27 protein-coding genes and 1 other RNA gene are annotated in these 25,010 nt (G+C 64.7%); 13 read left to right on the top strand and 15 right to left on the bottom strand.

Translation table 11 applies throughout. The annotated features are described in order from the left end of the window. Positions 1-19: 19 nt before the first annotated feature. The 3 genes from rnpB to NUH86_RS12095 all read left to right on the top strand — a co-directional run bounded on the left by rnpB (position 20) and on the right by NUH86_RS12095 (position 1,559). An RNA gene (gene rnpB, locus NUH86_RS12105) (RNase P RNA component class A) lies at positions 20-406 on the top strand. A 290-nt stretch (positions 407-696) separates the two neighbouring features. Next, positions 697-1,245 carry a J domain-containing protein gene (locus NUH86_RS12100; RefSeq protein ID WP_267249743.1) on the top strand — a complete coding sequence of 183 codons (549 nt, stop codon included), beginning with the start codon at positions 697-699 and terminating at the stop codon, positions 1,243-1,245. Then, on the top strand, positions 1,218-1,559 hold the full coding sequence (locus NUH86_RS12095) for a (2Fe-2S) ferredoxin domain-containing protein (RefSeq protein WP_267249742.1): 342 nt from the start codon (positions 1,218-1,220) through the stop codon (positions 1,557-1,559). The genes NUH86_RS12100 and NUH86_RS12095 overlap by 28 nt, the downstream gene beginning before the upstream one ends. Before the next feature lie 96 nt (positions 1,560-1,655). Here NUH86_RS12095 and NUH86_RS12090 read toward each other — a convergent pair whose 3' ends face one another. Then, the gene (locus NUH86_RS12090; RefSeq protein WP_267249741.1) at positions 1,656-2,270 is read right to left on the bottom strand and encodes a superoxide dismutase; all 615 of its coding nucleotides are present in this window, start codon (positions 2,268-2,270) and stop codon (positions 1,656-1,658) included. Between the two features lie 214 nt (positions 2,271-2,484). Between NUH86_RS12090 and NUH86_RS12085 the strand changes: the two genes are divergently transcribed. Beyond that, positions 2,485-3,042, top strand: a complete 558-nt coding sequence (locus tag NUH86_RS12085; protein WP_267249740.1) for a urate hydroxylase PuuD — start codon at positions 2,485-2,487, stop codon at positions 3,040-3,042. A 34-nt stretch (positions 3,043-3,076) separates the two neighbouring features. Here NUH86_RS12085 and ispZ read toward each other — a convergent pair whose 3' ends face one another. Genes ispZ through NUH86_RS12060 form a run of 5 tightly spaced genes read right to left on the bottom strand, consistent with a single transcriptional unit; the run spans position 3,077 to position 8,269 of the window. Beyond that, positions 3,077-3,727 carry a septation protein IspZ gene (ispZ, locus tag NUH86_RS12080; RefSeq protein WP_267249739.1) on the bottom strand — a complete coding sequence of 217 codons (651 nt, stop codon included), beginning with the start codon at positions 3,725-3,727 and terminating at the stop codon, positions 3,077-3,079. Between the two features lie 37 nt (positions 3,728-3,764). Further along, positions 3,765-4,703, bottom strand: coding sequence for a signal recognition particle-docking protein FtsY (gene ftsY / locus NUH86_RS12075; protein WP_267249738.1), 939 nt, complete (start codon positions 4,701-4,703; stop codon positions 3,765-3,767). Continuing rightward, complete coding sequence (mtaB, locus tag NUH86_RS12070) at positions 4,700-6,028, bottom strand: tRNA (N(6)-L-threonylcarbamoyladenosine(37)-C(2))-methylthiotransferase MtaB (RefSeq protein WP_267249737.1); 1,329 nt, start codon at positions 6,026-6,028, stop codon at positions 4,700-4,702. Before mtaB ends, ftsY begins: the two co-directional genes overlap by 4 nt. Further along, a complete protein-coding gene (gene dapF, locus NUH86_RS12065) occupies positions 6,028-6,828 on the bottom strand; it encodes a diaminopimelate epimerase (protein WP_267249736.1) in 801 nt (266 codons plus the stop codon). Before dapF ends, mtaB begins: the two co-directional genes overlap by 1 nt. Before the next feature lie 40 nt (positions 6,829-6,868). Then, the gene (locus NUH86_RS12060; protein WP_267249735.1) at positions 6,869-8,269 is read right to left on the bottom strand and encodes an amino acid permease; all 1,401 of its coding nucleotides are present in this window, start codon (positions 8,267-8,269) and stop codon (positions 6,869-6,871) included. Positions 8,270-8,464: 195 nt separating this feature from the next. Here NUH86_RS12060 and NUH86_RS12055 point away from each other — a divergent pair, with 195 nt between their 5' ends. From NUH86_RS12055 to NUH86_RS12015, 9 genes are all read left to right on the top strand, one after another. Next, positions 8,465-9,184, top strand: coding sequence for a hypothetical protein (locus tag NUH86_RS12055; RefSeq protein WP_267249734.1), 720 nt, complete (start codon positions 8,465-8,467; stop codon positions 9,182-9,184). Between the two features lie 202 nt (positions 9,185-9,386). Further along, positions 9,387-10,838 carry a signal recognition particle protein gene (ffh, locus tag NUH86_RS12050; protein ID WP_267249733.1) on the top strand — a complete coding sequence of 484 codons (1,452 nt, stop codon included), beginning with the start codon at positions 9,387-9,389 and terminating at the stop codon, positions 10,836-10,838. 42 nt (positions 10,839-10,880) lie between these two features. Further along, positions 10,881-11,327 (top strand): 30S ribosomal protein S16, encoded by a 447-nt coding sequence (gene rpsP / locus NUH86_RS12045; protein WP_267249732.1) that lies wholly within the window; start codon positions 10,881-10,883, stop codon positions 11,325-11,327. A 5-nt stretch (positions 11,328-11,332) separates the two neighbouring features. Next, the gene (rimM, locus tag NUH86_RS12040; RefSeq protein ID WP_267249731.1) at positions 11,333-11,827 is read left to right on the top strand and encodes a ribosome maturation factor RimM; all 495 of its coding nucleotides are present in this window, start codon (positions 11,333-11,335) and stop codon (positions 11,825-11,827) included. 129 nt (positions 11,828-11,956) lie between these two features. Beyond that, complete coding sequence (locus NUH86_RS12035) at positions 11,957-12,229, top strand: hypothetical protein (protein WP_267249730.1); 273 nt, start codon at positions 11,957-11,959, stop codon at positions 12,227-12,229. Further along, positions 12,226-12,957, top strand: a complete 732-nt coding sequence (gene trmD, locus NUH86_RS12030) for a tRNA (guanosine(37)-N1)-methyltransferase TrmD (protein WP_267249729.1) — start codon at positions 12,226-12,228, stop codon at positions 12,955-12,957. Before NUH86_RS12035 ends, trmD begins: the two co-directional genes overlap by 4 nt. A gap of 10 nt (positions 12,958-12,967) precedes the next feature. Beyond that, positions 12,968-13,336: a 50S ribosomal protein L19 gene (gene rplS / locus NUH86_RS12025; protein ID WP_013847582.1), complete on the top strand. Its 369-nt coding sequence runs from the start codon at positions 12,968-12,970 to the stop codon at positions 13,334-13,336. 344 nt (positions 13,337-13,680) lie between these two features. Next, positions 13,681-16,308: a TonB-dependent receptor plug domain-containing protein gene (locus NUH86_RS12020; protein ID WP_267249728.1), complete on the top strand. Its 2,628-nt coding sequence runs from the start codon at positions 13,681-13,683 to the stop codon at positions 16,306-16,308. Positions 16,309-16,411: 103 nt separating this feature from the next. Further along, positions 16,412-16,948, top strand: a complete 537-nt coding sequence (locus tag NUH86_RS12015; protein WP_267249727.1) for a GNAT family N-acetyltransferase — start codon at positions 16,412-16,414, stop codon at positions 16,946-16,948. On the opposite strand, the gene NUH86_RS12010 is transcribed toward NUH86_RS12015, so the two are convergent. From NUH86_RS12010 to NUH86_RS11970, 9 genes are all read right to left on the bottom strand, one after another. Then, positions 16,920-18,239, bottom strand: coding sequence for an MFS transporter (locus NUH86_RS12010; RefSeq protein ID WP_267252124.1), 1,320 nt, complete (start codon positions 18,237-18,239; stop codon positions 16,920-16,922). The genes NUH86_RS12015 and NUH86_RS12010 overlap by 29 nt on opposite strands. Continuing rightward, the gene (locus NUH86_RS12005; protein ID WP_267249725.1) at positions 18,239-19,036 is read right to left on the bottom strand and encodes a TrmH family RNA methyltransferase; all 798 of its coding nucleotides are present in this window, start codon (positions 19,034-19,036) and stop codon (positions 18,239-18,241) included. The genes NUH86_RS12010 and NUH86_RS12005 overlap by 1 nt, the downstream gene beginning before the upstream one ends. Before the next feature lie 322 nt (positions 19,037-19,358). After that, on the bottom strand, positions 19,359-20,354 hold the full coding sequence (locus tag NUH86_RS12000; RefSeq protein WP_267249724.1) for a sensor domain-containing diguanylate cyclase: 996 nt from the start codon (positions 20,352-20,354) through the stop codon (positions 19,359-19,361). A 117-nt stretch (positions 20,355-20,471) separates the two neighbouring features. Beyond that, positions 20,472-20,744 (bottom strand): HPr family phosphocarrier protein, encoded by a 273-nt coding sequence (locus NUH86_RS11995; protein WP_267249723.1) that lies wholly within the window; start codon positions 20,742-20,744, stop codon positions 20,472-20,474. After that, a complete protein-coding gene (locus NUH86_RS11990) occupies positions 20,741-21,145 on the bottom strand; it encodes a PTS sugar transporter subunit IIA (RefSeq protein WP_013847575.1) in 405 nt (134 codons plus the stop codon). The genes NUH86_RS11995 and NUH86_RS11990 overlap by 4 nt, the downstream gene beginning before the upstream one ends. Before the next feature lie 32 nt (positions 21,146-21,177). After that, entirely contained in the window at positions 21,178-22,110 is a 933-nt protein-coding gene (gene rapZ, locus NUH86_RS11985) for an RNase adapter RapZ (RefSeq protein WP_267249722.1), read from the bottom strand. Further along, complete coding sequence (locus tag NUH86_RS11980; RefSeq protein ID WP_267249721.1) at positions 22,107-22,556, bottom strand: HPr kinase/phosphorylase; 450 nt, start codon at positions 22,554-22,556, stop codon at positions 22,107-22,109. The genes rapZ and NUH86_RS11980 overlap by 4 nt, the downstream gene beginning before the upstream one ends. A 151-nt stretch (positions 22,557-22,707) precedes the next feature. Beyond that, positions 22,708-24,303, bottom strand: coding sequence for a stimulus-sensing domain-containing protein (locus NUH86_RS11975; RefSeq protein WP_267249720.1), 1,596 nt, complete (start codon positions 24,301-24,303; stop codon positions 22,708-22,710). Further along, entirely contained in the window at positions 24,269-24,976 is a 708-nt protein-coding gene (locus tag NUH86_RS11970; RefSeq protein ID WP_267249719.1) for a response regulator transcription factor, read from the bottom strand. The genes NUH86_RS11975 and NUH86_RS11970 overlap by 35 nt, the downstream gene beginning before the upstream one ends. Between the last annotated feature and the right edge of the window lie 34 nt (positions 24,977-25,010).

Genomic DNA, 25,010 nt, shown 5'->3' with positions numbered 1-25,010 from the left:
CTGTGTATAGGCCCCTGTGCCAGAGGGCCGGGCGGCCGCGGCGTGGCGGGTAACTTCCACGGCGAGGAAAGTCCGGGCTCCACGAAATGACGGTGCCGGCTAACGGCCGGCTGGAGTGATCCAAGGGACAGTGCAACAGAAAGCAGGTCGCTACAGCTTCGGCTAAGCGAAATTGAAAGGGTGCGGTAAGAGCGCACCGCGTCTCCGGCAACGGAAGGCGGCACGGTAAACCCCACCGGGAGCAAGACCGAATAGGGGCGGCGCGCAGCTTGACTGCTAGGCTAAGTTTCGGCTGAGATCGCCCGGGTTGGTTGCTTGAGGGACGGAGCAATCCGTCCCCTAGAGGAATGGTCGCCACTCTCCTTTACGGGGAGGACAGAACCCGGCTTACAGGCCCTCTGGCATTTTGACCGGATGAACCCGGATTTCGGCTTTTGGCCAATTGCTGACGTGAGATATCCGTTCGGGCTGAGCCCTTCGTCTGCCTGCCAAGGCAGGCGCTCAGGATAAACTTGCCTTCGGCAAGTCGAAGCCTTCAGCCGAGCGGAGCGAGGCTCCCTTTGCTTCGCCTTCGCTCAGCAGGACCCTTCGACAGGCTCAGGGCGAACGGAAATTGAATGTCCGCCCCACACCCATAACCGCAATTTCATCGTTGCCGGGGTGGCGTTCCGGCTGTCGCTTGCCTAACTAGGGCCAATGGCAAGAAGCAGCCGATCAAATGACTGGGGCTTTCCCCGCTGGCGCAGCTATGGCGCATCGCGTGAGGCGCAGCAGGTGCGCCTGTGCGACCGCTATGGCTGCGACCGGCCCGGCGACTGCCCCGCGCCCAAATCGCCCAACAGCCCGGAGCGCTGGTATTTCTGCACCGATCATGCGGGGGAATATAACCGCAACTGGGATTATTTTCAGGGCCTCGACCAGGAGGAGCGCGAGCAGCGGGAACGCAATGAGCGGCGCGATGCGGGCGGCTATCAGAACAGCGCCTATCATGGCTGGGGCGGGCCGGGCGACGGCACGCGGTCGCGGGACGAGATGCACGCGCTCCAGGCGCTGGAACTGGAGGACGACGCCGATTTCGAGGCGGTGAAGAAAAGCTGGCGCCGCCTCGCCAAGGAATATCATCCCGATGTGAAGCCCGGCGACGCGCAGGCGGCTGTGCGCTTCCAGACGATCCAGGCCGCCTATGAAGTGCTGCGCGCAGCGGAGGAACGGCGGACATGGAAACCGCGGGAGCGGGCGGATTGAAGGATCGCGTCCGGTCCAACTGGGACCATGCGGTGCTGGTCTGCCGCAAATGTTCGAAGAAGCTGGACGGCGGTTTCGGTCCGGACGGCGGCGAGCGGCTGGCCAAGGCGCTGCGCCGGCATCTCTCGCTGAAAAAGGGACGCAAGGCGGCGGCGGGGATCGTGGAGGTCAATTGCCTTGGCGTCTGTCCCAAGGGCGCCGTGACGGTCGTGAATGGCGCGCGGGCGCGAGACTGGTTGCTGGTACAGCCGGGCGCCGATCTGGATGAACTGGCCGCGGCGCTGGAACTGGCTCCGGCGATCACCCTGGATTAGCATGATGGATGGGCGCTAAACCAAGCGCCCGATCGGCTTCGCGAGGATTTGGGTGGATCGCCCGCCGCGCGTCCCGCGCGGCGGGCGATTCGTCGTTCAGGCCGGCTGGTCGGCGCGGCTGACGCCCTGGCCGTCCAGATTCTGCGCGGCGAAATCCCAGTTGATCGCTTCCTTGAGGACGCGGTCGGCATAGTTGGGGCGGGCGTTGCGATAGTCGATATAATAGGCATGTTCCCATACATCGAGGATCAGCAGCGGCGCATGGCCTTCATGCGCGACCGGCGTGTCGGCGTCGTGGTAGCTGGTGACTTCCAGCTTGCCGTCCTTCAGGATCAGCGCGGCCCAGCCGCTGGCGAAATGGCCGACGGCCTCGGCCTTCAGCTTCTCGATCAGGGCGTCGACCGAACCGAAAGCCTCTTCGATCTTGGCCAGCAGTTCGCCGCTGGGCGCGGTCTTGGTGGGCGAGAGCGACTGCCAGTAGAATGTGTGGTTCCAGATCTGGCCGACCTGGTTGAACAGGCCGCCCTTGCTGGACTTGATCAGCTCGACCAGCGACTTGCCCTGGAGCGAGGCGTCGGCGGCGACCAGTTCATTGGCCTTCACGACATAGGCGTTGTGATGCTTGCCATGGTGAAAATCGAAGGTTTCGGCTGTCAATATGTCGCCAAAGGCGTCCTTGGGGTAGGGCAGGGGGGGCAGAACAAAGGCCATGTCGGAACTCCTCGGATTCTTGGGTCGGATGGCCGCATAACGATGATGCGGCCGGAAGGCTCCCCGCCCCTAGCAGTGTTATCGGCTCACAGAAAACAGGATATTTTCGTCCAAGATGCGGAAATATCCATGTGACAGCGGCGTAACGATGGCATAGCATCACCGGTCAGGTCGCCCGGAGAATGCGGCGGTCGGAACTTGGGGGAAGGGTCCAATGGCAAAATTCTTCGGCAATCTGAATCTTGTGCTGGTCGCGGGGCTGTTGCTCGCGATCGCGGTCATGTTCGGCGCGCATGCTGGGCTGGTCGACGCCAACGGCATCTTCCGCTGGCTGCACCTCTTCTTCGGCATCACCTGGATCGGGCTGCTTTATTATTTCAACTTCGTCCAGATCCCGACCATGCCGAAAATCCCGGCAGAATTGAAACCGGGCGTTTCCAAGCATATCGCGCCCGCCGCTTTGTTCTACTTTCGCTGGGCGGCGGCCTTTACGGTTCTGACGGGCCTGATCGTCGCCTGGCTGGCGGGTTATATCCATCAGGCGTTGCTGGTGCAGTCGCCCTATACGCTGATCGGCATCGGCATGTGGCTGGCGCTGATCATGGCGTTCAACGTCTGGTTCGTGATCTGGCCGAACCAGAAGAAGGCGTTGGGCATCGTTCCGGCGGAGGATGATGTGAAGGCGAAGGCGGCGACCACCGCGATGATGTTCAGCCGCATCAACACCCTGCTGTCGCTGGCGATGCTCTATTGCATGGTCAATTTCAGTTGAATGGACAGGGGTGGGCGCCAGGCGCGTCCGCCCTTCAACCCTGCGGCGGGGTGGTTTCGCCGATCTCTTCGCTGTCCAGCTTGTCGCCCAGATCGAGGCCGTGGCGCATCAGCATCGGGATGTTGGCGCCCGCGAAGACGACCGACACGATGGTCACGCCCCACACCTTGACGGCTAGCCAGCTATCGAAGCTCATCGTCCGGCGCATGATTTCGTTGGCGAGCGCCATGGCGACGAAGAAAAAGGCCCAGTTGCGCGACAGCTTGCGCCAACCCTCTTCGGTCAGCCCGTCATAGGCCGCCTGAAGCAGATATTTGAGCAGCGCCTTGCCGCGCATCAGTCCCGCGAACAGCATCAGCGCGAAGAAGCTGTAGATGATGGTCGGCTTCAATTGGATGAAGCTCTGGTCGCGAAAATAGATGGTCAGGCCGCCGAAGAAGAGGATCAGCAGCGCGGAAAGCCAGAGCATCGGCGACACCCGGCCCAGCTTCACCTTCGAGACGATGACGGCGATGACGATGGCGGCCATGAAGGCGGATGTGCCGAATGTCATGGCGGTGATCGGATTGCCCGGCCCCCAGAGCCAGCCCGCGCCCTTGTAGGTCAGGAAGAAGACCAGCAGCGGCCCGAAATCGAGCGCGAGGCTGAGATTGCCGCCATGGGCGGGTTTTTTCGGGTCAGCCATATATGTTCACTCCGCCAGGATGACGAATGATGTGCGATCACCGCGCATAGGCCGTCCCCGCAATCGCCCGCGCCATGTCGCCCGGATCGAAGGGGCGCAGATCCTCGATCTTCTCGCCCACGCCGATGGCATGGATGGGCAGGCGGTATTTCTCCGCCGCGGCGACCAGCACGCCGCCGCGCGCCGTGCCGTCCAGCTTGGTCATCACCAGCCCCGTCACCTGCGCGACTTCCTTGAACACCTCGATCTGGCTCAACGCATTCTGTCCCGTGGTGGCATCCAGCACCAGGACAACGTCATGCGGCGCCGCCGGGTTCAATCGGCCCAGCACGCGGCGGATCTTCGCCAGTTCGTCCATCAGTTCGGTCTTGTTCTGGAGCCGGCCCGCCGTGTCGACGATCAGCACGTCGATGCCGGTCGCCGTCGCCTGCTTGACGGCGTCGAACACGATGCCCGCCGCGTCGCCGCCTTCCTTGCCCGCGACGATGGGGATGCCCAGCCGGTCCGCCCAGACCTTCAATTGGCCGATGGCGGCGGCGCGGAAGGTGTCGCCCGCCGCCAGCATCACGCCATAATCCTGCTCCAGGAAATTATTGGCGAGCTTGGCGATGGTGGTGGTCTTGCCGGAACCGTTGACGCCGATGACGAGGATGACCTGCGGGCGCGGGAAAGCCTCTATTTCCAGCGGGCGGGCGACCGGTGCGAGCGTCTTCTCTATCTCTTCCGCGATGATCTCACGCAGATAGTCTTCGGTCAGTTCGCGGTTGAAGCGCCCTTCGGACAGGCGGTCGCGCACGCGGGCGGCCATGGCGGGGCCAAGGTCGCTGACGATCAGCGCTTCCTCGATCTCGTCCAGTGTCTGCTCGTCCAGCGCGGCCTTGGTGAAGAGGCCGGTCAGATTCTCGCCGAGCTTGTCGGAAGTGCGCTTCAGGCCGCCGAAAAGACGATCGCGCCAACTTGTGCCGGGTTCAGTCATTGCTGTGCCTCTTGCGCGATCAGCGCGCCATTCTCAAGGCCCGTGATGGCTGCGCGGACGATGGAGGAGGGGGATTGCGGCTGCGCGAACCGTACCGGGGCGAAATTTTCGGCGTGGCCGGAAAGGCCGTTGCGCTCGACCAGCACGGATTGGGTCGAGCCGATGAGGCTTTGGAGCCAGCCCTCCCGTTGCGACTCGCAGGCCGCGCGGAGGCGGGCGGCGCGGGCCTTGATCACGGCGCGGTCGACCTGCGGCATGCGGGCGGCGGGGGTGCCTGTGCGGGGGGAATAGGGGAAGATATGGCCGTGGACGATGGTGCATTCCTCCACCAGCTTCAGGCTGTTTTCGAACATCGCGTCGTCCTCGGTCGGGAAACCGGCGATGATGTCCGCGCCGATGCTGATGTCGGGGCGGGCGGCCTTGAGCCGTTGCACGATGCGGACGGCGTCGGCGCGGCTGTGGCGGCGTTTCATCCGCTTGAGGATCATGTCGTCGCCCGCCTGGAGCGAGAGGTGGAGGTGCGGCATCATGCGCGGCTCATGGGCGATGAGGTCGAACAGGCGCTCATCGATCTCCACGCTGTCGAGCGAGGAGAGGCGCAGGCGGGGGAGGCTGGGGACGCCCTTCAATATGCGCTCGATCAGCAGGCCGAGCGAGGGTGCTCCGGGCAGGTCGGGGCCGTAGCTGGTGACGTCCACGCCGGTCAGGACGATTTCCTTATAGCCCGCATCGACCAGTTGTCGGGCCTTGTCGATCACCGCGCCTGCGGGAATGGAGCGGCTGTTGCCCCGGCCATAGGGGATGACGCAGAAGGTGCAGCGATGGTCGCAGCCATTCTGCACCTCCAGGAAGGCGCGGGCATGTTCGGCGAAGGCGCTCGCCATATGGGGGGCGGTCTCGCGTACGGCCATGATGTCGGAGACCTGGACCTTTTCCGTCACGCCCCCACCCGTCATCCCAGCGAAGGCTGGGATCTCAGGTCCAACGCCGCGCCCTCTTGCCTGAGATCCCAGCCTTCGCTGGGACGACGGATAATGGGTGGGGTCCATCTTCTCCCGATTGCCGATCACAGCGTCGACTTCGGCCATGGCTGCGAAAGTCTCCGGCTCGGTCTGCGCCGCGCAGCCCGTCACCATGATCCGGGCATTGGGGCGGTCCCGGCGAGCGCGGCGGATGGCCTGGCGGGTCTGGCGCACAGCCTCCGCCGTCACGGCGCAGCTATTGACGACGATCAGATCATCCTGCCCGTCCGCCATTTCGCGGATCGCCTCGCTCTCCGCGATGTTGAGGCGGCAGCCGAGGGTGATGATCTGCGGGCCGCTCATCAGAAGCGCGCCCAGTCAGCCTCGCCGTCGAAGACATGGGTGGCGGGGCCGGTCATCATGATATGCCCGCCCGGCGCCCAGTCGATCACCAGATCGCCGCCCGGCAGGCTGACCGTGGTCGGCCCGCTCACCAGCTTGCGCCGCACCGCCGCCACCGCCGTCGCGCAGGCGCCCGTACCGCACGCCCGCGTCAGGCCCGCGCCGCGTTCCCAGACGATCAGGCGGATGTGATTTGCGCCGACCATCTGCGCGAAATTGACGTTCACGCGGGCGGGGAAGAGCGGATCATGCTCTATCAGCGGGCCCAGACGGTCGAAGTTCACACCGTTCAGATCGTCCACGAAGAAGATCACGTGCGGATTGCCGACATTGACCGCGACCGGGGCGGGAAGGTCTTCCCAACTCACCGGCATGGTCAGCGTGTCCATGGCGTAGGAAAGGGGAATCGCGTCCCATTCCAGCCGGGGTTCGCCCATGTCGACGCTGGCCCCGCCGTCGACGGCCTTTGCGTCGAGCAGGCCTGCTTTGGTTTCGATCAGCACGTCGCGGCCGACGAACAGGGGCACGCAGCGGGTCGCGTTGCCGCAGGCCTCGACCTCGCTGCCGTCGCTGTTGAAGATGCGCATCGACACGTCGGCGCGATCCGAATGGCCGATCAGGATCAACTGGTCGCAGCCGATTCCGGCATGGCGGTCGGCAATGGCCATGGCGCGCGCCTCCGTCATGTCGAGCGGGGTGTCCCGCGCATCGATCACGACAAAGTCGTTGCCCAAACCATGCATTTTCGAAAAACGGCCCATAGCGCGGCGCATGTAAGGCTTGCGAGGCGAAAAGACCAGCCTATGCCGCGCCAAGCGCCGCCCGCTTGCGCCCGTAGAGGAAATAGACGGCCAGCCCGACGGCGTTCCACAGGAGGCAGGCGAGGATGGTCTTCACCGGCAGGCTGACGAACAGATAGGCGCAGCCGCTGATGGCGCCGAGGCCGACCAGCCATCCGGCAGGCGTGCGGAAGGGGCGTTTCATGTCGGGCATGCGCCGCCGCAGGATCAGCAGGCAGGCGCCCACGGCGGTGAAGGCGATCAGCGTTCCCGCATTGGCCAGCGCCGCGATCTCGTCGATGGGCAGCACGCCCGCGATGATGGCGACCAGCACGGCGGTGACGGCGGTGATCCGGGAGGGCGTTCCGCGTTTTGAAATCAGCGCCAGCCGCCGCGGCAGGAAACCGTCGCGGGCCATGACCAGGAAGATGCGGCTTTGCCCGTAGAGGAAGCCCAGCAGGACCGTGGGCAGGGCGATCACCGCCGCGATGGCGACGATCCGGGCCACCTGTCCCTGGCCCATTTCGCGCAGGATCAGCGCCAGCGGCTCCGGGCTGTCGGCGAAGCGGGTGAAGGGCATTGCCCCCACCGCTGCCGCGGCGACAGCCACATAGATCAGCGTACAGACGACCAGCGATCCGACGATGCCGATGGCCAGGTCGCGCTCCGGATTCTTCGCCTCCTCCGCCGCCGTGGAGATGGCGTCGAAGCCGTAGAAGGCGAAGAAGATGATCGCCGCCGCCGCCATGACGCCGCGTTCCACCCCGTCCGGTCCCATCGACTTGGCGAAGCCGAAGGGCATGAAGGGGTGCAGGTGCTGCGCGTCGAAGGCGGGCAGGGCGACGGCGACGAACAGGCTGAGCGTCGCGATCTTGATGAGGACCAGCAGGGAGTTCAGCCGCGCGCTCTCATGCGTGCCCATCATCAGCAGCCCGGCGACCACGGCGATGATGAAGATGGCGGGCAGGTTGACGATGCCGCCCAGTTCCGGCCCCCTGGTCAGCAGGTCCGGAAACCCCATGGAGGTCAGCAAGGGCGCGGCATAGCCCGACCAGCCCACCGCCACCGTCGACACCACCAGCGAATATTCCAGGATCAGGCTCCATCCCACGATCCAGGCGAAGCCCTCGCCCAGCACCGCATAGCTGTAGCTGTAGGCGCTTCCGGCGGCGGGCATCATGGTGGACAGTTCGGCATAGGCCAGCGCCGCGCAGGCGCAGATCGCGCCCGCAATGGCGAAGGACAGCAGCACGGCCGGTCCCGCCCGGTCCGCGCCCACGCCGATCAGCGTCAGGATGCCGGTCCCGACGATCGCGCCCACGCCGAGCGCCAGAAGGTGCGGCCAGGACAAGGTGCGCGCCAGCCGGCGCCCTTCCTGCGCGGGCATCATCGCCTCCATCGGCTTGCGGCGCGTCCAGCTCATATCGTCTTCTTCCCTTCTGGTTCTTCCCTTCTGGCGAGCAACTTGCCGACGCGGGTGCGGCTGGCAAGGGGAATTGTACAGGCGTAAGGCTGTGGCAGCCGCCCCTCCCCCCCCCCTCGCGACTTCTGGGATATTCTGTTACAGGGGCGTAAACAAAGGTCGCGAGGGCTTTAATCTTCTGGGGGGGGGCGTCCCATGGATGCTGCTGCGTCGACGGTCCCGGCATCGGTTCGGGATAACGGCTTTTATCTGGGAATGTCGGTCGCCATTGCGGTGGCGGTGATCGGGGGCTTCGGCTCCTTCGCGTTGCGCGGTCTGGTGGATGTGGGACGCGCGCCCTATTGGGTGCATGTCCATGGCGCGATGTTCGTGAGTTGGACTTTGCTGTTCGTGATGCAGAACGCCTTCGCCCATCGCGGGTCGATGGCCCTGCATCGGCGCATGGGATGGGCCGCCGTCGGGCTGGCGACGGCGATGGTGCCGCTCGGCGCCTTCACCGCCTGTATGGCGGTGGTCCTCGATCGCGTGCCGCCTTTCTTCACGACGCCGGAATTTCTGGCGTTGAGCGCGCTGGAGCTGATTGCCTTCGCCGGGCTGCTGACGGGCGCGATCCGGCTGCGGCGGCGAACCCAATGGCATAGGCGACTGATGCTGTGCGCGATGGTTGCGATCATCGGGCCGGCCTTTGGACGCCTTCTGCCGATGCCGCTGTTGGGGCCTTTGGGCGGGCTGGCGGTGATGGGTGGGCAGATGCTGTTCGTGGCGGTCGGCATGGCCCATGATCTTGTTTCGCGGGGCCGGATGCATCCGGCCTATGGGGTGGGCGCGGCGGTTATCCTGGCCGAAGGGCTGGCTGTGCCGATCCTGGCCGCGACGCCGCCGATCCTTTGGCTGGCATCCGCCCTGGCCGGTTGAAGCCGCTTTCGGTTGCGTCCGGGGCGTGCTTGCGCTAAGGGCGCCCTGCAATCGGGCGGTCCGCCGTCCGATACCCTGACAGATCCATGGCGCCCAGATGGGACACCGGATGGACGCTGGCCGGCGAGGTTTCGCCCGCCGGCGATTTTGTCGTTTGGCGGGGTAAGCGCAGTTTTCCGGGCCTTTCGGCCCAAATGAGGTGATGATGTTCGATTCGCTAAGCGATCGTCTCGGTGGGGTATTCGACAAGCTGCGTGGGCGCGGTGCGCTTACGGAGGACGATGTCCGCGCCGCGATGCGCGAGGTGCGAATCGCGCTGCTGGAGGCCGACGTCGCGCTGCCGGTGGTGCGTCAGTTCGTCGAGCAGGCGACGGAACGGGCAGTCGGCAGCGACGTGCTGCGGTCGGTCACGCCGGGGCAGATGGTCGTCAAGATCGTCTCCGACACGCTGACCGAGACGCTGGGTTCCGAAACCAGCGACCTGCTGATCGACGTGACCCCGCCCGCCGTCATCATGATGGTCGGCTTGCAGGGGTCGGGCAAGACCACCTCCACCGCGAAGATCGCCAAGCGCCTGAAGGAAAAAGAGCGCAAGAAGGTGCTGATGGCGTCGCTCGACGTGCAGCGCCCCGCCGCGCAGGAGCAGTTGGCGGTGCTCGGCACCCAGGCCGATGTGGCGACCCTGCCCATCGTGCCGGGCCAGCAGCCGGTCGACATCGCCAGGCGGGCGTTGCAGGCGGCGAAGCTCCAGGGCTTCGACGTGGTGATGCTCGATACCGCAGGCCGCCTGCACGTCGATCAGGCGCTGATGGACGAGATGAAGGCGGTGGCCGACGTCTCCAACCCGGCGGAGATCCTGCTGGTGGTCGACTCGCTGACCGGTCAGGATGCGGTGAATGTCGCGACCAGCTTCACCCAGCAGGTGCCGCTGACCGGCGTGGTGCTGACCCGCATGGACGGCGATGCCCGTGGCGGCGCGGCGCTTTCGATGCGGGCCGTGACCGGCCGTCCGATCAAGTTCGCGGGTACGGGCGAAAAGCTCGACGCGATCGAGCCATTCCATCCGGCGCGTGTAGCGCAGCGCATATTGGGCATGGGCGACGTCGTGTCGCTGGTCGAGAAGGCGGCCGAGTCGATCGACGCCGAGGAAGCCGACAAGCTCGCCAAGAAGATGGCCAAGGGTCAGTTCGACATGAACGACCTGCGCGCCCAGCTCGGTCAGATGCGCCGCATGGGCGGCCTTGGCGCGCTGGCCGGGATGCTGCCGGGCCTGAAGAAGGCGCAGGCGGCGATGGCGAACAGCGGCGCCAACGACAAGACGCTGATCCATCTGGACGCGATGATCGGGTCGATGACGCTCAAGGAGCGGGAGAAGCCAGCCCTCATCAACGCCAAGCGCAAGATCCGCATCGCCAAGGGTTCCGGCACGACCGTGCAGGAAGTGAACCGTCTCCTGAAAATGCATCAGGAAATGGAAACGGCGATGAAGAAGATCCGCAAGATGGGCGGCCTGAAAGGGTTGGCCAAGATGTTCACCGGCGGTGGGCTGGACGGCATGCTGGGCGGTGGCGGCGCGCCGCCGCAGGGCTTGCCGGGGCTGGGGGGCAATATGCCCAACCTGCCGCCCGGTTTTCAGAATTTCATGAAGAAATAAGCAAATCCGACAATCTGGTTTAGAGTAGAAAGGTCAATTTCCATGGCAACGTCCATCCGTCTGTCGCGTGGCGGCTCCAAGAAGCGCCCTTATTATCGCATCGTCGTGGCCGATAGCCGCGCCCCGCGTGACGGCAAGTTCATCGAGCGCATCGGCAGCTACAACCCCGTCCTGCCCAAGGGCGACGAGAAGCGCGTCGTGATCGACGTCGAGCGCGCCAAGCACTGGGTCGCCGCCGGCGCCCAGGCGACCGACCGCGTCGCCCGTTTCCTGGACGCCGCGGGCGTGAAGGAGCGCGCCGCCCGCAACAACCCGAAGAAGGCCGAGCCGGGTCAGAAGGCCAAGGATCGCGCCGAAGACCGCGCCGCCAAGGCCGCGGAAGCGGAAGAAGCCGCGAAGGCTGCTGCTGAAGCGGCTGCCGCTCCGGTCGTTGAGGAAGCCCCGGCCGCTGAAGAAGCCGCTCCGGCTGAAGAACAGGCTGAAGGCTGAATCCTTTGACCGACACGCCCGTCACTCTCGCCGTGATCATTGGTGCGCACGGAGTGACGGGAGAAGTCCGTCTGAAGCTTTTCGGGGAGGGGGCTGAGGCCCTCAAATCCTATGAGGGCTTCGATGCGGCGGGGCGCAGGCTGACGCTGAAGTCGGTGCGCCCCGGCCCCAATGGCGCCGTCGCGCGCTTCGCCGAGATTGGCGACCGGAGCGCCGCCGAAGCGCTGCGCGGGACCGAGCTCACCGTGCCCCGTTCCGCCCTGCCTCCACTGGGGGAGGGCGAATATTATCATGCCGATCTCATTGGCTTGCCTTGCTTTTCCGGCGATGGCGAGGGGGTGGGCCATATCGTCGCGGTCGAAAATTTCGGCGCGGGCGACATCATCGAAGTCGAACGGCCGGCTATGGGCGGCAAGAGCGGCAAACGCTTCATGGCGCCGATGCATGCGGTGACGATTGCGGAGGGGCGGGCGGTGATCGAGGCGGCATTCGCCGTTTGATCGATCAGCTTTAGGTAAGCATAGAAGATCGTGCTCCTGCGCTGGCGGGAGGCCGGATGAGACGGTGGAACCCGGCTCCCGCCTGCGCAGGAGCACGCATAGTTGAACGCCATAGTGAAGGGCCGAGCCATGCCGAAAATCCTTGCCGCCCTTTATTTGTTGCTGATGGTCGCCGCTGGCTGGCGGTTGTTCACCATGCCCTGGGCGCGCGGATGGAAGGTCGGGGCGGCGGTGGCGCTCATCATTCCCATCCCGATGCTGTTCCTGGTTCCCGCCCTGATGCAGCCGGACCGGCCATTCGCGGACTTGCTGCGCGCGATCGGCGTTGCCCTGATGCTCGGCGGCGGCGTGTCGCTGCTGGGTGGCGCGGCGGGGGCGTGGCTCAAGGCGCGCAGAGCGTGAGCTTTCAGGCGCAGATATTGACGCTTTATCCGGAGATGTTTCCAGGGCCGCTCGGCCTGTCGCTTGCGGGACGGGCGCTGGTCGAAGGCAAATGGGCCTGCGATCCCATCCATATCCGCGACTTCGCCACCGACAGGCATCGCACCGTGGACGATACGCCTGCGGGCGGCGGCGCGGGCATGGTGCTGCGCGCCGACATCCTTGCCCTTGCCGTCGATCATGCGCTGGAAAGGCGCCCAGACCTGCCCGTCATCGCCATGACGCCGCGTGGCGCGCCGATTACACAGGGACGGATTCGCCAGCTTGCCGCCGGTCCGGGAGCCACCATCCTCTGCGGCCGGTTCGAGGGTTTTGACGAGCGGATTTTCGACGCTCGGCCCATCGAGCAGATCAGCATGGGCGACATCATCCTGTCCGGCGGGGAAATGGGCGCTTTGATGCTGCTGGATGCTTGCATCCGCCTGCTTCCTGGGGTAATGGGCGCCGCTTCCAGTGGGGATGAAGAGAGCTTCGAAAGCGGCCTTCTCGAATATCCGCACTATACCCGGCCCGCTGAGTGGGAAGGGCGCGCGATCCCTGAAGTGTTGCGATCGGGGGATCATGCGAAGATCGCCGCCTGGCGGAAACAAAGGGCGGAAGAGGACACACGGCTAAGGCGGCCGGACCTTTGGGAACGCCATATCGGCGTTCGGGACCAGTCGCCCTCTGGTGCGCAACGCGAAAAGTAGGACTTGAGTTATGAACTTGATCCAGCAGATCGAGGCCGAGAACATCGCGGCCCTGGCCAAGGATATTCCGGAATTCCGTCCGGGTGACACGCTGCGCGTCGGCGTGAAGGTCATCGAAGGTGACCGCAGCCGCGTCCAGAATTATGAAGGCGTCTGCATCGCCCGCTCGAACAAGGGCATGGGCAGCAACTTCACCGTGCGCAAGATCAGCTTCGGTGAAGGTGTGGAGCGCGTCTTCCCGCTCTATTCCCCGAACATCGATTCGATCACCGTCGTCCGCAAGGGCGTGGTGCGTCGCGCGAAGCTCTATTATCTGCGCGGCCGCACCGGCAAGCGCGCTCGCATCGCCGAGCGCCGCGACGTGCGCAGCGAGGGTTAATCGCTTCAAAACTATCCTTGACAGTTGTAAAAAAGATACAGGCGGCACCTCGTGCGGGTGTCGCCTTTTTCTTTATATTTCAATGGTTTGATCCGATCCTGGCGGCCTTTCTCCATGCCTTGCCGGAAATGATTACGCATGCTCATCGAAATTCGTTTTTGCTCGATAGCGGCTTTGTGTCAGCGTTCCGTTTCCAGAGATTGCTCAATATTTCGAACGATCAGACCTGTGGGTCTGGCGCAAGGGAAGTGTGTCTCGAAGAGATTTGGAGAAGTAGAGTCAGTTAAACAAGAAAATATCTGTCGGGAGAGGCTCTTTTAATAGCAAAAGCAAGGGGCCTGTTCATGAACTCAAAGAGTTTCGTTTCTCGTGCCGCCATGATTATTGCGCTATCGTCTCCGGCGGCCGCTCTGGCCCAGACCGGTGATCCGCAGGCGGCCTCCACCACGGACGGAGCGGCGATCATCGTCACCGGCACCCGCCTCACCGGCATGCGGGCGGTCGACAGCCCAGCGCCGATCCAGCTTTTGAGCGCGGAAACGTTGCAGCGCACGGGGTCTCCGGACCTGATGCAGAGCCTGGCGCAGCAGCTTCCCTCGGTTCAGGCGCAATCCTTCGGCGGTGACCTTCAGGCGCATAACCTGCAGATGAAGCTGCGCGGCCTCAGTCCGAACCACACGCTGATCCTGGTCAACGGCAAGCGCCGCCACGGCACCGCCAACGTATCTGTCGCGGGTGGCCCTTATGGCGGCAGCGCGGCGCCGGACGTCAGCTTCATCCTGCCTGAATCGATCGAGCGCGTCGAAGTGTTGCAGGACGGCGCAGCCGCGCAATATGGCACGGACGCGATCGCGGGCGTCATCAACTTCCTTCAGAAGAAGGCCGATCATGGCGGGTCGATCAACCTGACGGGCGGCGAATATTACGACCAGGGCGGCAAGACCTACGCGATCGGCGGCAATATCGGCTTGGCCCCCTTCGACGGCGCCTATCTGAACATCTCCGCGCAGAAGAAGCACAAGGGGTTCAGCTTCCGGGGCGACATCAACCCGCAGGCGATCCGGCTGTCTTCGACCTATCCCGAAATCAGGAATCTGCCCGGCTATCCCTATACCAACCGGATCATCGGCGATCCGCACATCGACCAGACCGTCGTGAACTACAATGCCGGCTATGAATTCGGCGATTATGAAATCTACAGCTTCGGCAGCTATGGCCACAAAAAGGCCGCCGCCTATGAAAACACCCGCCCGCCGACGACGGTCGTCAGCGCCAGCGGTGTGCCCTATTATGCGGGCGGTTTCCAGCCGCAGGAGCGGATCGACGAAACCGACTATTCGGTGACCGGCGGCTTCCGAGGCGCGATCGGCGACACGACCTTCGACCTTGCCTCCACCTACGGCAAGGATGTGGTCGAGGTCTATGTCTACCACTCGGCCAACGCCCAGCTCTACGCCGATACCGGCTTCACGCCAGAAACCTTCCACAATGGCGATTTCTTCAATACCCAGTGGAGCAACACGCTTGACCTGACGCATGCGTTCGACGTCGGGCTGTCGGAGCCGGTCAACGTCGCGGCGGGCCTGGAATTCCGGCATGAAACCTTCGGGATTCGGTCGGGCGATCCGGCGTCCTATTATGGCGGCGGCGCTCAGTCCTTCTTCGGCTATAGCCCCAATGACGCGGGCAAGTACAAGCGGGACAATTTCTCGCAATATCTGGACATCAGTTTGAAGCCGGTCGAAAACTGGCTGGTCGACGGTGCGGTGCGTCACGAACATTATAGCGATTTCGGCGACACGACCGTCTTCAAGCTGACCACCCGCTACGACTTTTCCGATGCCTTCGCGTTGCGCGGCACGGTCAGCACCGGTTTCCGCGCGCCTACACTGGCGGAGGGGGGCTATTCGGGCCTGAACGTCGGGCCGGGCTTTGTCGGCGGCGTGCTGCCGCCCGCTTCGGCTGCGGCGGGCGCGCTGGGCTTCGGGGGACTCAAGCCCGAAAAATCGACCAACTTCAGCCTGGGCACCGTCTTCAACCCGGCGCGCAACTTCACCCTCACGCTCGACGCCTATCAGATCACGATCCGCAACCGCATCATGACCTCGACGGCCTTTTCGGGGTTCACGGGCAATCGCTGCCCTTCGGGTTATGCCGGCGGCAATGCGGCCGCCTGTTTGCCCTTCGATGCGGACCAATATGCCATCTACAACCAGCTAGCGGTGCTGAGCGCGGTGAATGCGGCGCTGGGCGGCAGCAGCACGGTGACGGATTGGCGGACGGCTGATGCGATCCCGGCCTATGTGCTGTTCGCGGACAATGGCGTCGACCGGAACACCGAAGGCGGTGTGTCGGTGCAGAGCTTCGTCAACGGCGTGAAGATGCGGACCCGCGGCGTCGATCTGGTGGCGAGCTACCTTGGCGATCTGGGTGAGATGGGCAAGCTGGACCTGACCCTGACCGCCAATTACAACGAGAATAAGGTACTGGGCATCAATCCGCTCCCCTCGGCGCTCTACTCCAGCACCATCAATCCCGAGCTGACCCGCCTTATCGACGCGACGAGCGAGGTGGAACTGGAACATAGCACGCCACGCTTCCGGGCCACGTTCAACGCCTTCTGGACCTGGGGCAAGTTCACTGCCAACCTGCGCGAAAGCTATTATTCGGAAGTCTACACGCTGGAAACCGCGCGTAGCGGCCCGGATGCGGGCGATTTGATCAAGGTGCCGGTCAAAGAGGCGTTCATCACCGATCTTGAACTCGGCTATCAGATCGCAAAGCCGATCAAGATCTCCATTGGCGCGAACAATCTGTTCAACAAATATCCGACCCAGCGGTCCCGGGAGTTCATCCGCAACGCCGAACTGGCCAATAATGAACGCGGCTATTCGACAAGCAAATATCCGACCTTCTCGCCCTATGGCATCAATGGCGGTTATTATTATGCACGCGTGAACGTGACCTTCTAAGGGCACAGGGGCGGGTCGCTTGATCCGCCCTTATTCGACAGGAGAGGCGGCGAACGGCATAGTCCATCGCCGCCTTTTCCTTCATCAAGTGATGCATCAACCTATGCCGCTTCTGCATCGTCTCGCCATCGCCGCGGATGAACCGGCGCTTGCCCATGTCATGGCGCTGGCCATCGACCGCCTGCAATCGGGCTTCCTGACGCCGGAACAGGTGCGGGCAAGCCACGCCTTCATGGGGCTGGACAGCCGCCTGATCGCGGACGGCACTTATTTCGTCATCGAGGCCCAGGGACGCATCGCCGGTTGCGGGGGCTGGAGCCGGCGCGCGACGGCCTATGGCGGCAATCATAGCGACGGACGCGACGACCGGCTGCTCGATCCGGCGACAGAAGCCGCGAAGGTGCGGGCGATGTACACCCATCCCGATCATGTGCGCAAAGGTGTCGGCACGCTGATCCTGTCGCTGTGCGAAGCGGCGGCGCGGGCCGAGGGTTTCGTGGCACTGGAACTGTCCGCCACCATGGCTGGCGTGCCGCTTTACCGCAGCTTCGGCTTTGTCGACATACGGGCCTTCGAGGATCGCGGCGTGCCGCTGATCCTGATGCGCAAAGCTATTTCCGGCCAGAGTCCCGACTCGTGAACCACAGGCCGATCAGGCTGAGCGCCGCCGCCGCCGACATATAGAGGCCGACCAGTTCGACGCCCTGGACCTGGATCAGCCAGGTCGCGACGATGGGCGCCAGCGCGCCGCCGATGATCCCGCCCATGTTGAAGGCGAAGGACGCGCCGGTATAGCGAAGCTGCACCGGGAAAAGATGCGGCAGATAGGCGCCCAGCGGGCCATAGACGAAGCCCATCATGAGCAAGGCGAGGCTGAGGATCAGGAAGATCGGCAGCAATTGCCCGGTGCCCATGGCGGGACCGAAGACGATGCCCATCGCCACCGTGCCGATGCAGCCCGCGACCAGCACGCGGGTCGGGCTGCTCTTGTCCGCCCACCAGCCGGCGATGACGATGCTGAGCGCCATGAACAGGATCGCGCCCAACTGGATCGCCAGGAAGGTTTCGCGGTCGATCTTGAGCGTGGTGGTGCCGTAGCCGAGGGCAAAGGCGGTCGCGATATAATAGACGGCGAAGCAGGCGGCGCAGGCGAAGGTGCCGGCGACCGCCGCGCCCAGATGGTTCTGGAACAGCGTCGCGAGCGGCACGGCGGGCGGCGGGGCTTCGGCTCTGGCGGCGGCGAATTCCGGCGTCTCGGTGAGTTTCAGGCGAATCCACAGGCCCAGCAACACCAGCACCGCGCTGCCCAGGAAGGGCAGGCGCCAGCCCCAGGCGAAGAAATCCTTTTCGGTGAGGAAGGTGCCGAGGATCAGGAACAGCCCATTGGCGGCGAGAAATCCGACCGGCGCGCCCAGTTGCGGGAACATGCCGAAGCGCGCGCGCCAGCCCGGCGGGGCGTTCTCCACCGCCAGCAGCGCCGCGCCGCCCCATTCGCCGCCCAGGCCGAGGCCCTGACCGAAGCGCAGGGCGCAGAGGATCAGCGGCGCCCACCAGCCGATGCTCTGATAGGTGGGCAGGAACCCTATCGCCAGCGTCGATCCGCCCATCAGCATCAGCGACGTCACCAGCGTCGCCTTGCGCCCGATGCGGTCGCCATAATGGCCGAACACCGCCGCGCCCAAAGGCCGGGCGAAGAAGGCGAGGGCCAGGCTGCCATAGGCGGCCAGCAATTGCGCGGAGGGGGAGGAGGCGGGGAAGAAGAGCGGCCCGAAGACAAGGCTGGCGGCGGTGGCGTAGATATAGAAGTCGTAAAATTCGACCGCCGTGCCGATCAGGCTGGCCGCCAGCACCCGCTTGTGGCGCAGCATCGCGTCGATCCCGCGCATTTCCGCTGAAGATGCTTCCACTGCGTGCGTCGCCCCCGTCGCCATCATTTCGCTCTTTTCTGGTTCAGCAATTCATAGGCCATGACCGCGCAGGCGACCGCTGCGTTCAGGCTGTCGGCCTTGCCCAGCATCGGCATCTTCACCAACAGGTCGCATTCGGCCTCATAGCTTTCGGGCAGACCCTGCGCTTCATTGCCGACCAGCAGGAAGCTGGGGCTTTGATAGCGCGGCTCCTGATAGTCATGGGTCGCCTTCAGGCTGGTGCCGATCAGTTCGCCCGGGCCCTGCCGCAGCCAATGCATGAACTCGCCCCAGCGCGCCTGGGTGATGCTCTGGGTGAAGAGGGCGCCCATGCTGGCGCGCACGGATTCGACGGAGAAGGGGTCGACGCAATCGTCGATCAGGATCAGCCCGCCCGCGCCCACGGCATCGCCGGTGCGCAATATGGTGCCCAGGTTGCCGGGATCGCGCAGCGACTGGGCGACGATCCAGATGTCGGCCTTGCCGCGGTCCAGCTTCGCCAGCGGGGTCAGCCGGTCGCGATAGACGCCGACCACCGCCTGCGCATTGTCCTTGCCGGAGATTTTGGAGAGGATGTCGGGCGTGGTTTCGATGACGTCGCCGCCCGCCGCCTCCATCGCCGCGATCAGGTCGGTGGCGAGGGGATGGGTCGAACCGGCGTGGAAAAGCATTTCCGGCAGCACGCCTTCCTCGCGCGCTTCGGTCAGGATGCGGAGTCCTTCGGCCAGGAACAGCCCCTCGGCCTTGCGGAATTTCTTTTCCCGCAAGGAACGGACGCGCTTCACCAGCGGGTTGGAAAATCCGGTGATTTCTCGCGCCACGATCCCGTCTCTTGCCTTTTTCGAAGGTCCACAGAAGCGGCCTCTCTATAGGGGGAGCGCGGAAAAGGGTAGGGGGCTTGGGTGGGGAGGGGGAGCAGAATTTGGCCAATGGCGGACATTAGATATCCGTTCGCCCTGAGCGAAGTCGAAGGGCTCTGCTGAGCGGAGGCGAAGCATGGAAGCCTCGCTCCGCTCGGCTGAAGGCTTCGACTTGCCGAAGGCAAGTTTATCCTGAGCGCCTGCCCTGGCAGGCAGTAGAAGGGCTCAGCCCGAACGGAAAACTGAACGTCCGCCCCACACCCAAATCAGCCGGGCTTGCCCCCTAAGTCGCGTGGGATGCGTCATGCCGCGCCACCGCGATCCAATTGCGGCCGGATCGCTTGGCTTCGTAAAGCGCCATGTCCGCCACCGCGAGCCAGCTTTCGCTGGTCGGCCAGTCGCCGCGCAGTTCCGCCACGCCGAAGCTGACCGTGACGCGCAGCGGCGGCGTGCCGGGGATTTCGGTCGCGGCAATCGCCTCGCAGAAACGTTGCGCCGCGCTGGCGGCATCTTCCTCGGCGGTTTCGGGCAGCAATATGCCGAATTCCTCGCCGCCCAATCGGCCAAGCGAATCGCTGGGCCGTTGCAGGCCGGTGCAGAGTTGGGCGATGCCGCGGATCACCTGATCGCCGGCGGGGTGGCCATGCGTATCGTTGATCCGCTTGAAATGATCGATGTCGAACAGCAGCAGGCTGGCGGGCCGCTCATGGCGTTCGAACAGGGCGATGGCGCGGTTCATTTCGCTCAGGAAGGCGCGGCGGCTGAGCGCGCCGGTCAGATGGTCGCGTTCGGCGATGCGGCGCAGTTCCAGTTGTTCGACCACCAGCGCGGCGAGATTCTTCAGGATGGCGATCTGGCCGGGATCGAACTGGCGCGGCACGGTGTCGATCGCGCAGAGCGATCCGATATTATAGCCGTCGGGCGTCTCCAGCGGGATGCCCGCATAGCTGCGGATATTGGGATCGCCCGTGACGAGGGGATTGTCGCTGAACCGCGCATCTTCACGGGCGTCGTTGACGACCATCGGCGCGCGCTGCCGGATGCTATGGTCGCAAAAGGCGACGTCGCGCGGCGTTTCGCTGACGGCGAGGCCGGGATGCGACTTGAACCATTGCCGGTCCTTGTCGATCAGCGACACGGCGGAAATCGGCACGCCCAATATGCTGCGGACCAGTTCGGTGATCCGGTCGAAGCCGGTTTCGCTCGGCGTGTCCAGAACATCGTAGCGATCGAGCGCGGCCATGCGCGCCGGTTCGTCCGTCAGCTTGGGATCGACCATTGCCAATGCACCTCAATGGGGCGGCGCACCCCGTCCTGCGCCCGCGTTTTTCGTTAAACCTTGTCCCGCGATAATGGCTTGGCGATACTTAACAAAGGTTTGGCGGACGCGGCCGCCTTATTCCTCGCCGAACTTGTCTTCGACCAGCGTGACCAGCTTGCCCAGCGAATCGACCGCTTCGGGACCGGTGGCGCTGATGGTGATGCTGTCGCCCATCGCCGCGCCCAGCATCATCAGGCCCATGATGGAGGTTCCCGTGACTTCGCTGCCGTCCTTGCGCACGGTGATCTGCGCGGGCAGGCCGCTGGCCAAGGTCACGAACTTCGCGCTGGCGCGGGCATGCAGGCCACGCCGGTTGCTGATCCTGACTTCCTGGCTGATTTCGCTCATGTGGTGCTGCCCAACAGTTCGGATGCGACGCTGATATATTTCTGGCCCGCTTCCCGCGCGGCGGCGACGGCCTGGCGCACGTCCATGACCTTGCGCGCGCTTTCCAGGCGGATCAGCATGGGCAGGTTGATGCCCGCGATCACCTCTATCTCGCCCGCCTTCAGCAGGGAAATGGCCAGGTTGGACGGGGTGCCGCCGAACAGGTCGGTCAGCAGGATCACGCCCGCCCCGTCATTGACGCGGGCGACCGCGTCCGCAATGTCGGCGCGGCGCATCTCCATGTCGTCCTCAGGACCGATGCAGATGGTTTCGATCTGCTGCTGCGGACCGACCACATGTTCCATCGCGACGACGAATTCCGTCGCCAGCGCCCCATGGGTGACGAGTACCAATCCAATCATCTTGCTTACGTGGCCCACCTGTTTTTCATGGATTACGCTTTCGGGCCTCCCGGTCTGCGCTTCTCCAGGGCGTCCTGGGGCGCTGATTCCATATTGCGGTGCGAGACCGTGGGCGAAAAGCCCGCATCATGCAAGTCTCTGGCGATGCGTTCGGCGACATGGACCGAACGATGGCGGCCCCCGGTGCAGCCAAAGGCCACGGTAATGTAGCTTTTTCCGCCCTCCGCATAGCGGGGCAGCAGCAGGGTCAGCAATTGTTCGATCCGCTGAATGGCCTCCTCATAGGCCGGATCTTCCACGATATAGGCAGCGACATCGGGGTCGAGACCGGTCTTCGGCCGCAATTCCTCCTCCCAATGCGGATTGCGCAGGAAGCGCATGTCGAACATCAGGTCGGCGTTCAGCGGGACGCCCCGCGAATAGCCGAAGGACAGGATGGTCAGCACCGGGTCCGACAGCCCCTCGCGGGAGAAGCGGTTGCGGATTTCCTGCTGCAACCCGTTGCTGGTCAGGCTGCTGGTGTCGATCACCTGGCTGGCCCAGCGGCGCAGCGGTTCGGTCAGTTCCCGTTCGCGGGCGATGCCGTGGCGGGCGGGGCGGTCGGTGGCCAGCGGGTGGCGGCGGCGGGTCTCGGCGAAGCGGCGCTCCAGTTCCGCGCCGGAGCAGTCGAGGAACAGCGTTTCCACATCATGGCCGTGGCGGGACCGCAGCGCCTTGATCCGCTGGACGATGGCGGCGGCGTCAAAGCCGCGGGTGCGCGCATCGATGCCCAGCGCCAGCGGACGGTCCGTCCCCTCGTCATGCCCCTCCGGCAGCGGGGTGTCCAGCAACCGGTCGAGCAGCACCAGCGGCAGATTGTCGACCACTTCCCAGCCCATATCCTCCAGCGTCTTGAGCGCGGTGGTCTTGCCCGCGCCCGCCAGGCCTGAAACGAGCAATATGGTCTTCGGCGTCTTGAAACTCACGACAGGCTCACGCTCTTCAGGCCCATGGTCCTGACGGCAAGTTCCACCTTGATCGGGGCGGAGGCTTCGAACGGGGCCAGGCGGACGACGGGGACGTCGACGCCCGCGATCGACCGTCGCGCCGGTTCCAGCGGCATGCGCTCCACCGCGTCGCTGAGGTCGACGGCCAGGGCGACAGGGGCGTTGTCCGCATGGGGCATGTCGACCAGGCCCAGGCCGCGCACTTCCATCATGCCGACGATGCGGTCCGGGGCGCGGGCGAACAGCCTGCCCTCGATCTCAAGCAGGCGGGTATAATCGTCGCTGACCAGCACGGCGCCGCGATCGATCAGGCGCAGCGCCAGATCGGACTTGCCCATGCCGCTGGGGCCGCAGAGCAGGACGGCCTGGCCATCGATCGCCACGCTGGTCGCATGCAGGGTTTCGGAAGAAGGTGTCGACGCCATATCGCCTTATCGCTTTGACGTCATATTAGCTCTTGTTGGCGCTGGTGGAAATCGAATTAACCGGGGGGAGGTCTCATTATGGTGCGGTCATTAATCCTCCCCATCTTTCGATGGGGAGGATTTGGATGGGTTCGCTCTACCCTGCGCCGCCTTACTCCGAAACGATGCCCGGATCGCGTTCCACCGCCATGGGCAGGCGCATGATGAAGCAGGCGCCGCTTTGCGCGTCCTGGCGGTCGGCGATGCTGATCTTGCCCTGATGCCCCTCGACGATGGAGCGGGCGATGGCCAGGCCCAGGCCGCTATGCTTGCCGAACGCCTCATCTTCCGGGCGGACGCTGTGGAAGCGGCGGAAGACATGTTCGCGTTCGGATTCGGGGACGCCCGGTCCCTGATCCTCGACGCTGACCAGCACTTCATTGTCCGCCACCGTCGCGACGATCTGGACCAGTCCGCCTTCGGGGGAGAAGGACACGGCATTGTCGATCAGATTGTCGAGCACGCGGATGATCCGCTGTTCCTCGCCCAGCACCACCGCCACATTCTTGCGCGGGCGGGCGAAGGCCAGGCGCACGCCGCGGGGGACGCCCCGCGCCTCGCGGGCGACGACCATCCTCTCGATCAGCAGGCCAAGGTCGATCGGTTCGAACCGGGTGCGCGACAATTGGGCGTCGATGCGGGACGCTTCGGCAATGTCGGTGACCAGCCGGTCGAGCCGCCGCACATCGTCCTGCGCGATGGCCATCAACTGGGCGCGCAGTTCCGGCTTGTCCACCCGGTCCAGCGCGTCCAGCGCGGAGCGCAGCGAGGCGATGGGGTTCTTCAGTTCATGGCTGACGTCGGCGGCGAAGGCGTCGGTGGCGTCGATCCGCTGGCGCAGCGCATGGCTCATGTCCGACAAAGCGCGGGCCAGCATGCCGATCTCGTCGCGCCGGTCGGGCAGGCGCGGCACGGTGACTTCGCGCGCCCGGCCGAGGCGCACCCGCACCGCCGCGCGGGCCAGCCGCTGCAACGGCTGCACGATGGTCCGGGCCAGGAACAGCGAAAGCAATACCGACGCCAGCACCGCCGCCGCCAGCACCATGCCCAGGCGAAAGCGTTCGGCCCGGACGATGCGGGTGATGTCGCGGGCGTTTTCGGTCGCGAGCAGGCTGGAGCCGTCCTGCACATTGACGGCGGCCGAAATCATGAAGGTGCGGTCGGGCGCATAGCGGTTCACCGCCTGGGTCCGGCCGCTTTTTCGCGCCACCACCAGTTCGGGCCAGGCCTGCGCCCGGTCGACCGCCGGTTCCCTGAAATTGGGCGGTCGGTCGGCGGATACGATGCGGTCGATCAGCTTGTCGAGGAAGCGGGCGACATGGCGCTGCCATTCCTCCTCCTCCGGCAGGCGCAGGCGATAGCGGGGGACGTCCATGGCGAAGCTGTCCGCGATCAGCCGTCCTTCCGGGTCATAACGGCGGACGCGATCCTGGGTCTGCCGCGCATAGGCGGCGATCAGCGCGTTCTGCCGGTCGGCGGGCGCATTTTCCAGGCCGATGGCCAGCAACTGGAGTTCGCGGGCCGACTGTTGCAGCCGGTCGTCGACGATGCGCGTGCGATAGCTGTCGAGATAGAAGAAGCCGCCCGCCAGCAGCGCCAGCGCGAACACATTGACCGCCAGGATGCGCGGGGTCAGGCTGATCCGGCCGGACCAGCTCAACCCCGGACCCGCGTCAGACTTCTTCTGAGAAGCGGTAGCCGGCGCCATAGAGGGTGTCGATCGCGTTGAATTCGGGGTCGGCTTCGCGGAACTTGCGGCGAAGGCGCTTGATGTGGCTGTCGATGGTGCGGTCGTCGACATAGACGTCATCCTGATAGGCGGCATCCATCAACTGGTTGCGGTTCTTGACCACGCCGGGGCGCGCGGCGAGCGTTTCCAGGATCAGGAATTCGGTGACGGTCAGCGTCACGTCCCGGCCCATCCATTTCACCCGGTGGCGGGCCGGGTCCATCTCCAGCCGCCCGCGCACGATGGGTTCGGCGACCGGCTCGTCCGGTGTGGCGTCCACCTTGCGGGCCTCCGACCGGCGCAGGATCGCCCGGATGCGCGCGATCAGCAGCCGTTGGGAGAATGGCTTGCTGATATAATCGTCCGCGCCCATGGCCAGGCCCAGCGCCTCGTCCAGTTCATCGGCCTTGGACGTCAGGAAGATGACCGGCATATGGCTCTTCTCGCGCAGCCGTCGCAGCAGTTCCAGGCCGTCCATGCGCGGCATCTTGATGTCGAATACGGCCAGGTCGGCGGGGTTTTCGACCAGCGCCTTCAGCGCCGCCTCCGGGTCCGAATAGAGGCGCGTCAGAAACCCCTCCGTCTGCAAGGCGATGGAGACGGAGGTCAGGATATTCTTGTCATCATCCACCAGAGCGATGGTTGCGGTCATGCTGTGTCCCGGGAAATCGTCGGCATGGGAATGC

It is taken from the genome of Sphingobium sp. JS3065 (assembly GCF_026427355.1).
Taxonomy (GTDB): Bacteria; Pseudomonadota; Alphaproteobacteria; order Sphingomonadales; family Sphingomonadaceae; genus Sphingobium.
Note: the sequence above shows the minus strand (reverse complement) of the source record. Positions and strands in the feature narration are given on the sequence as shown.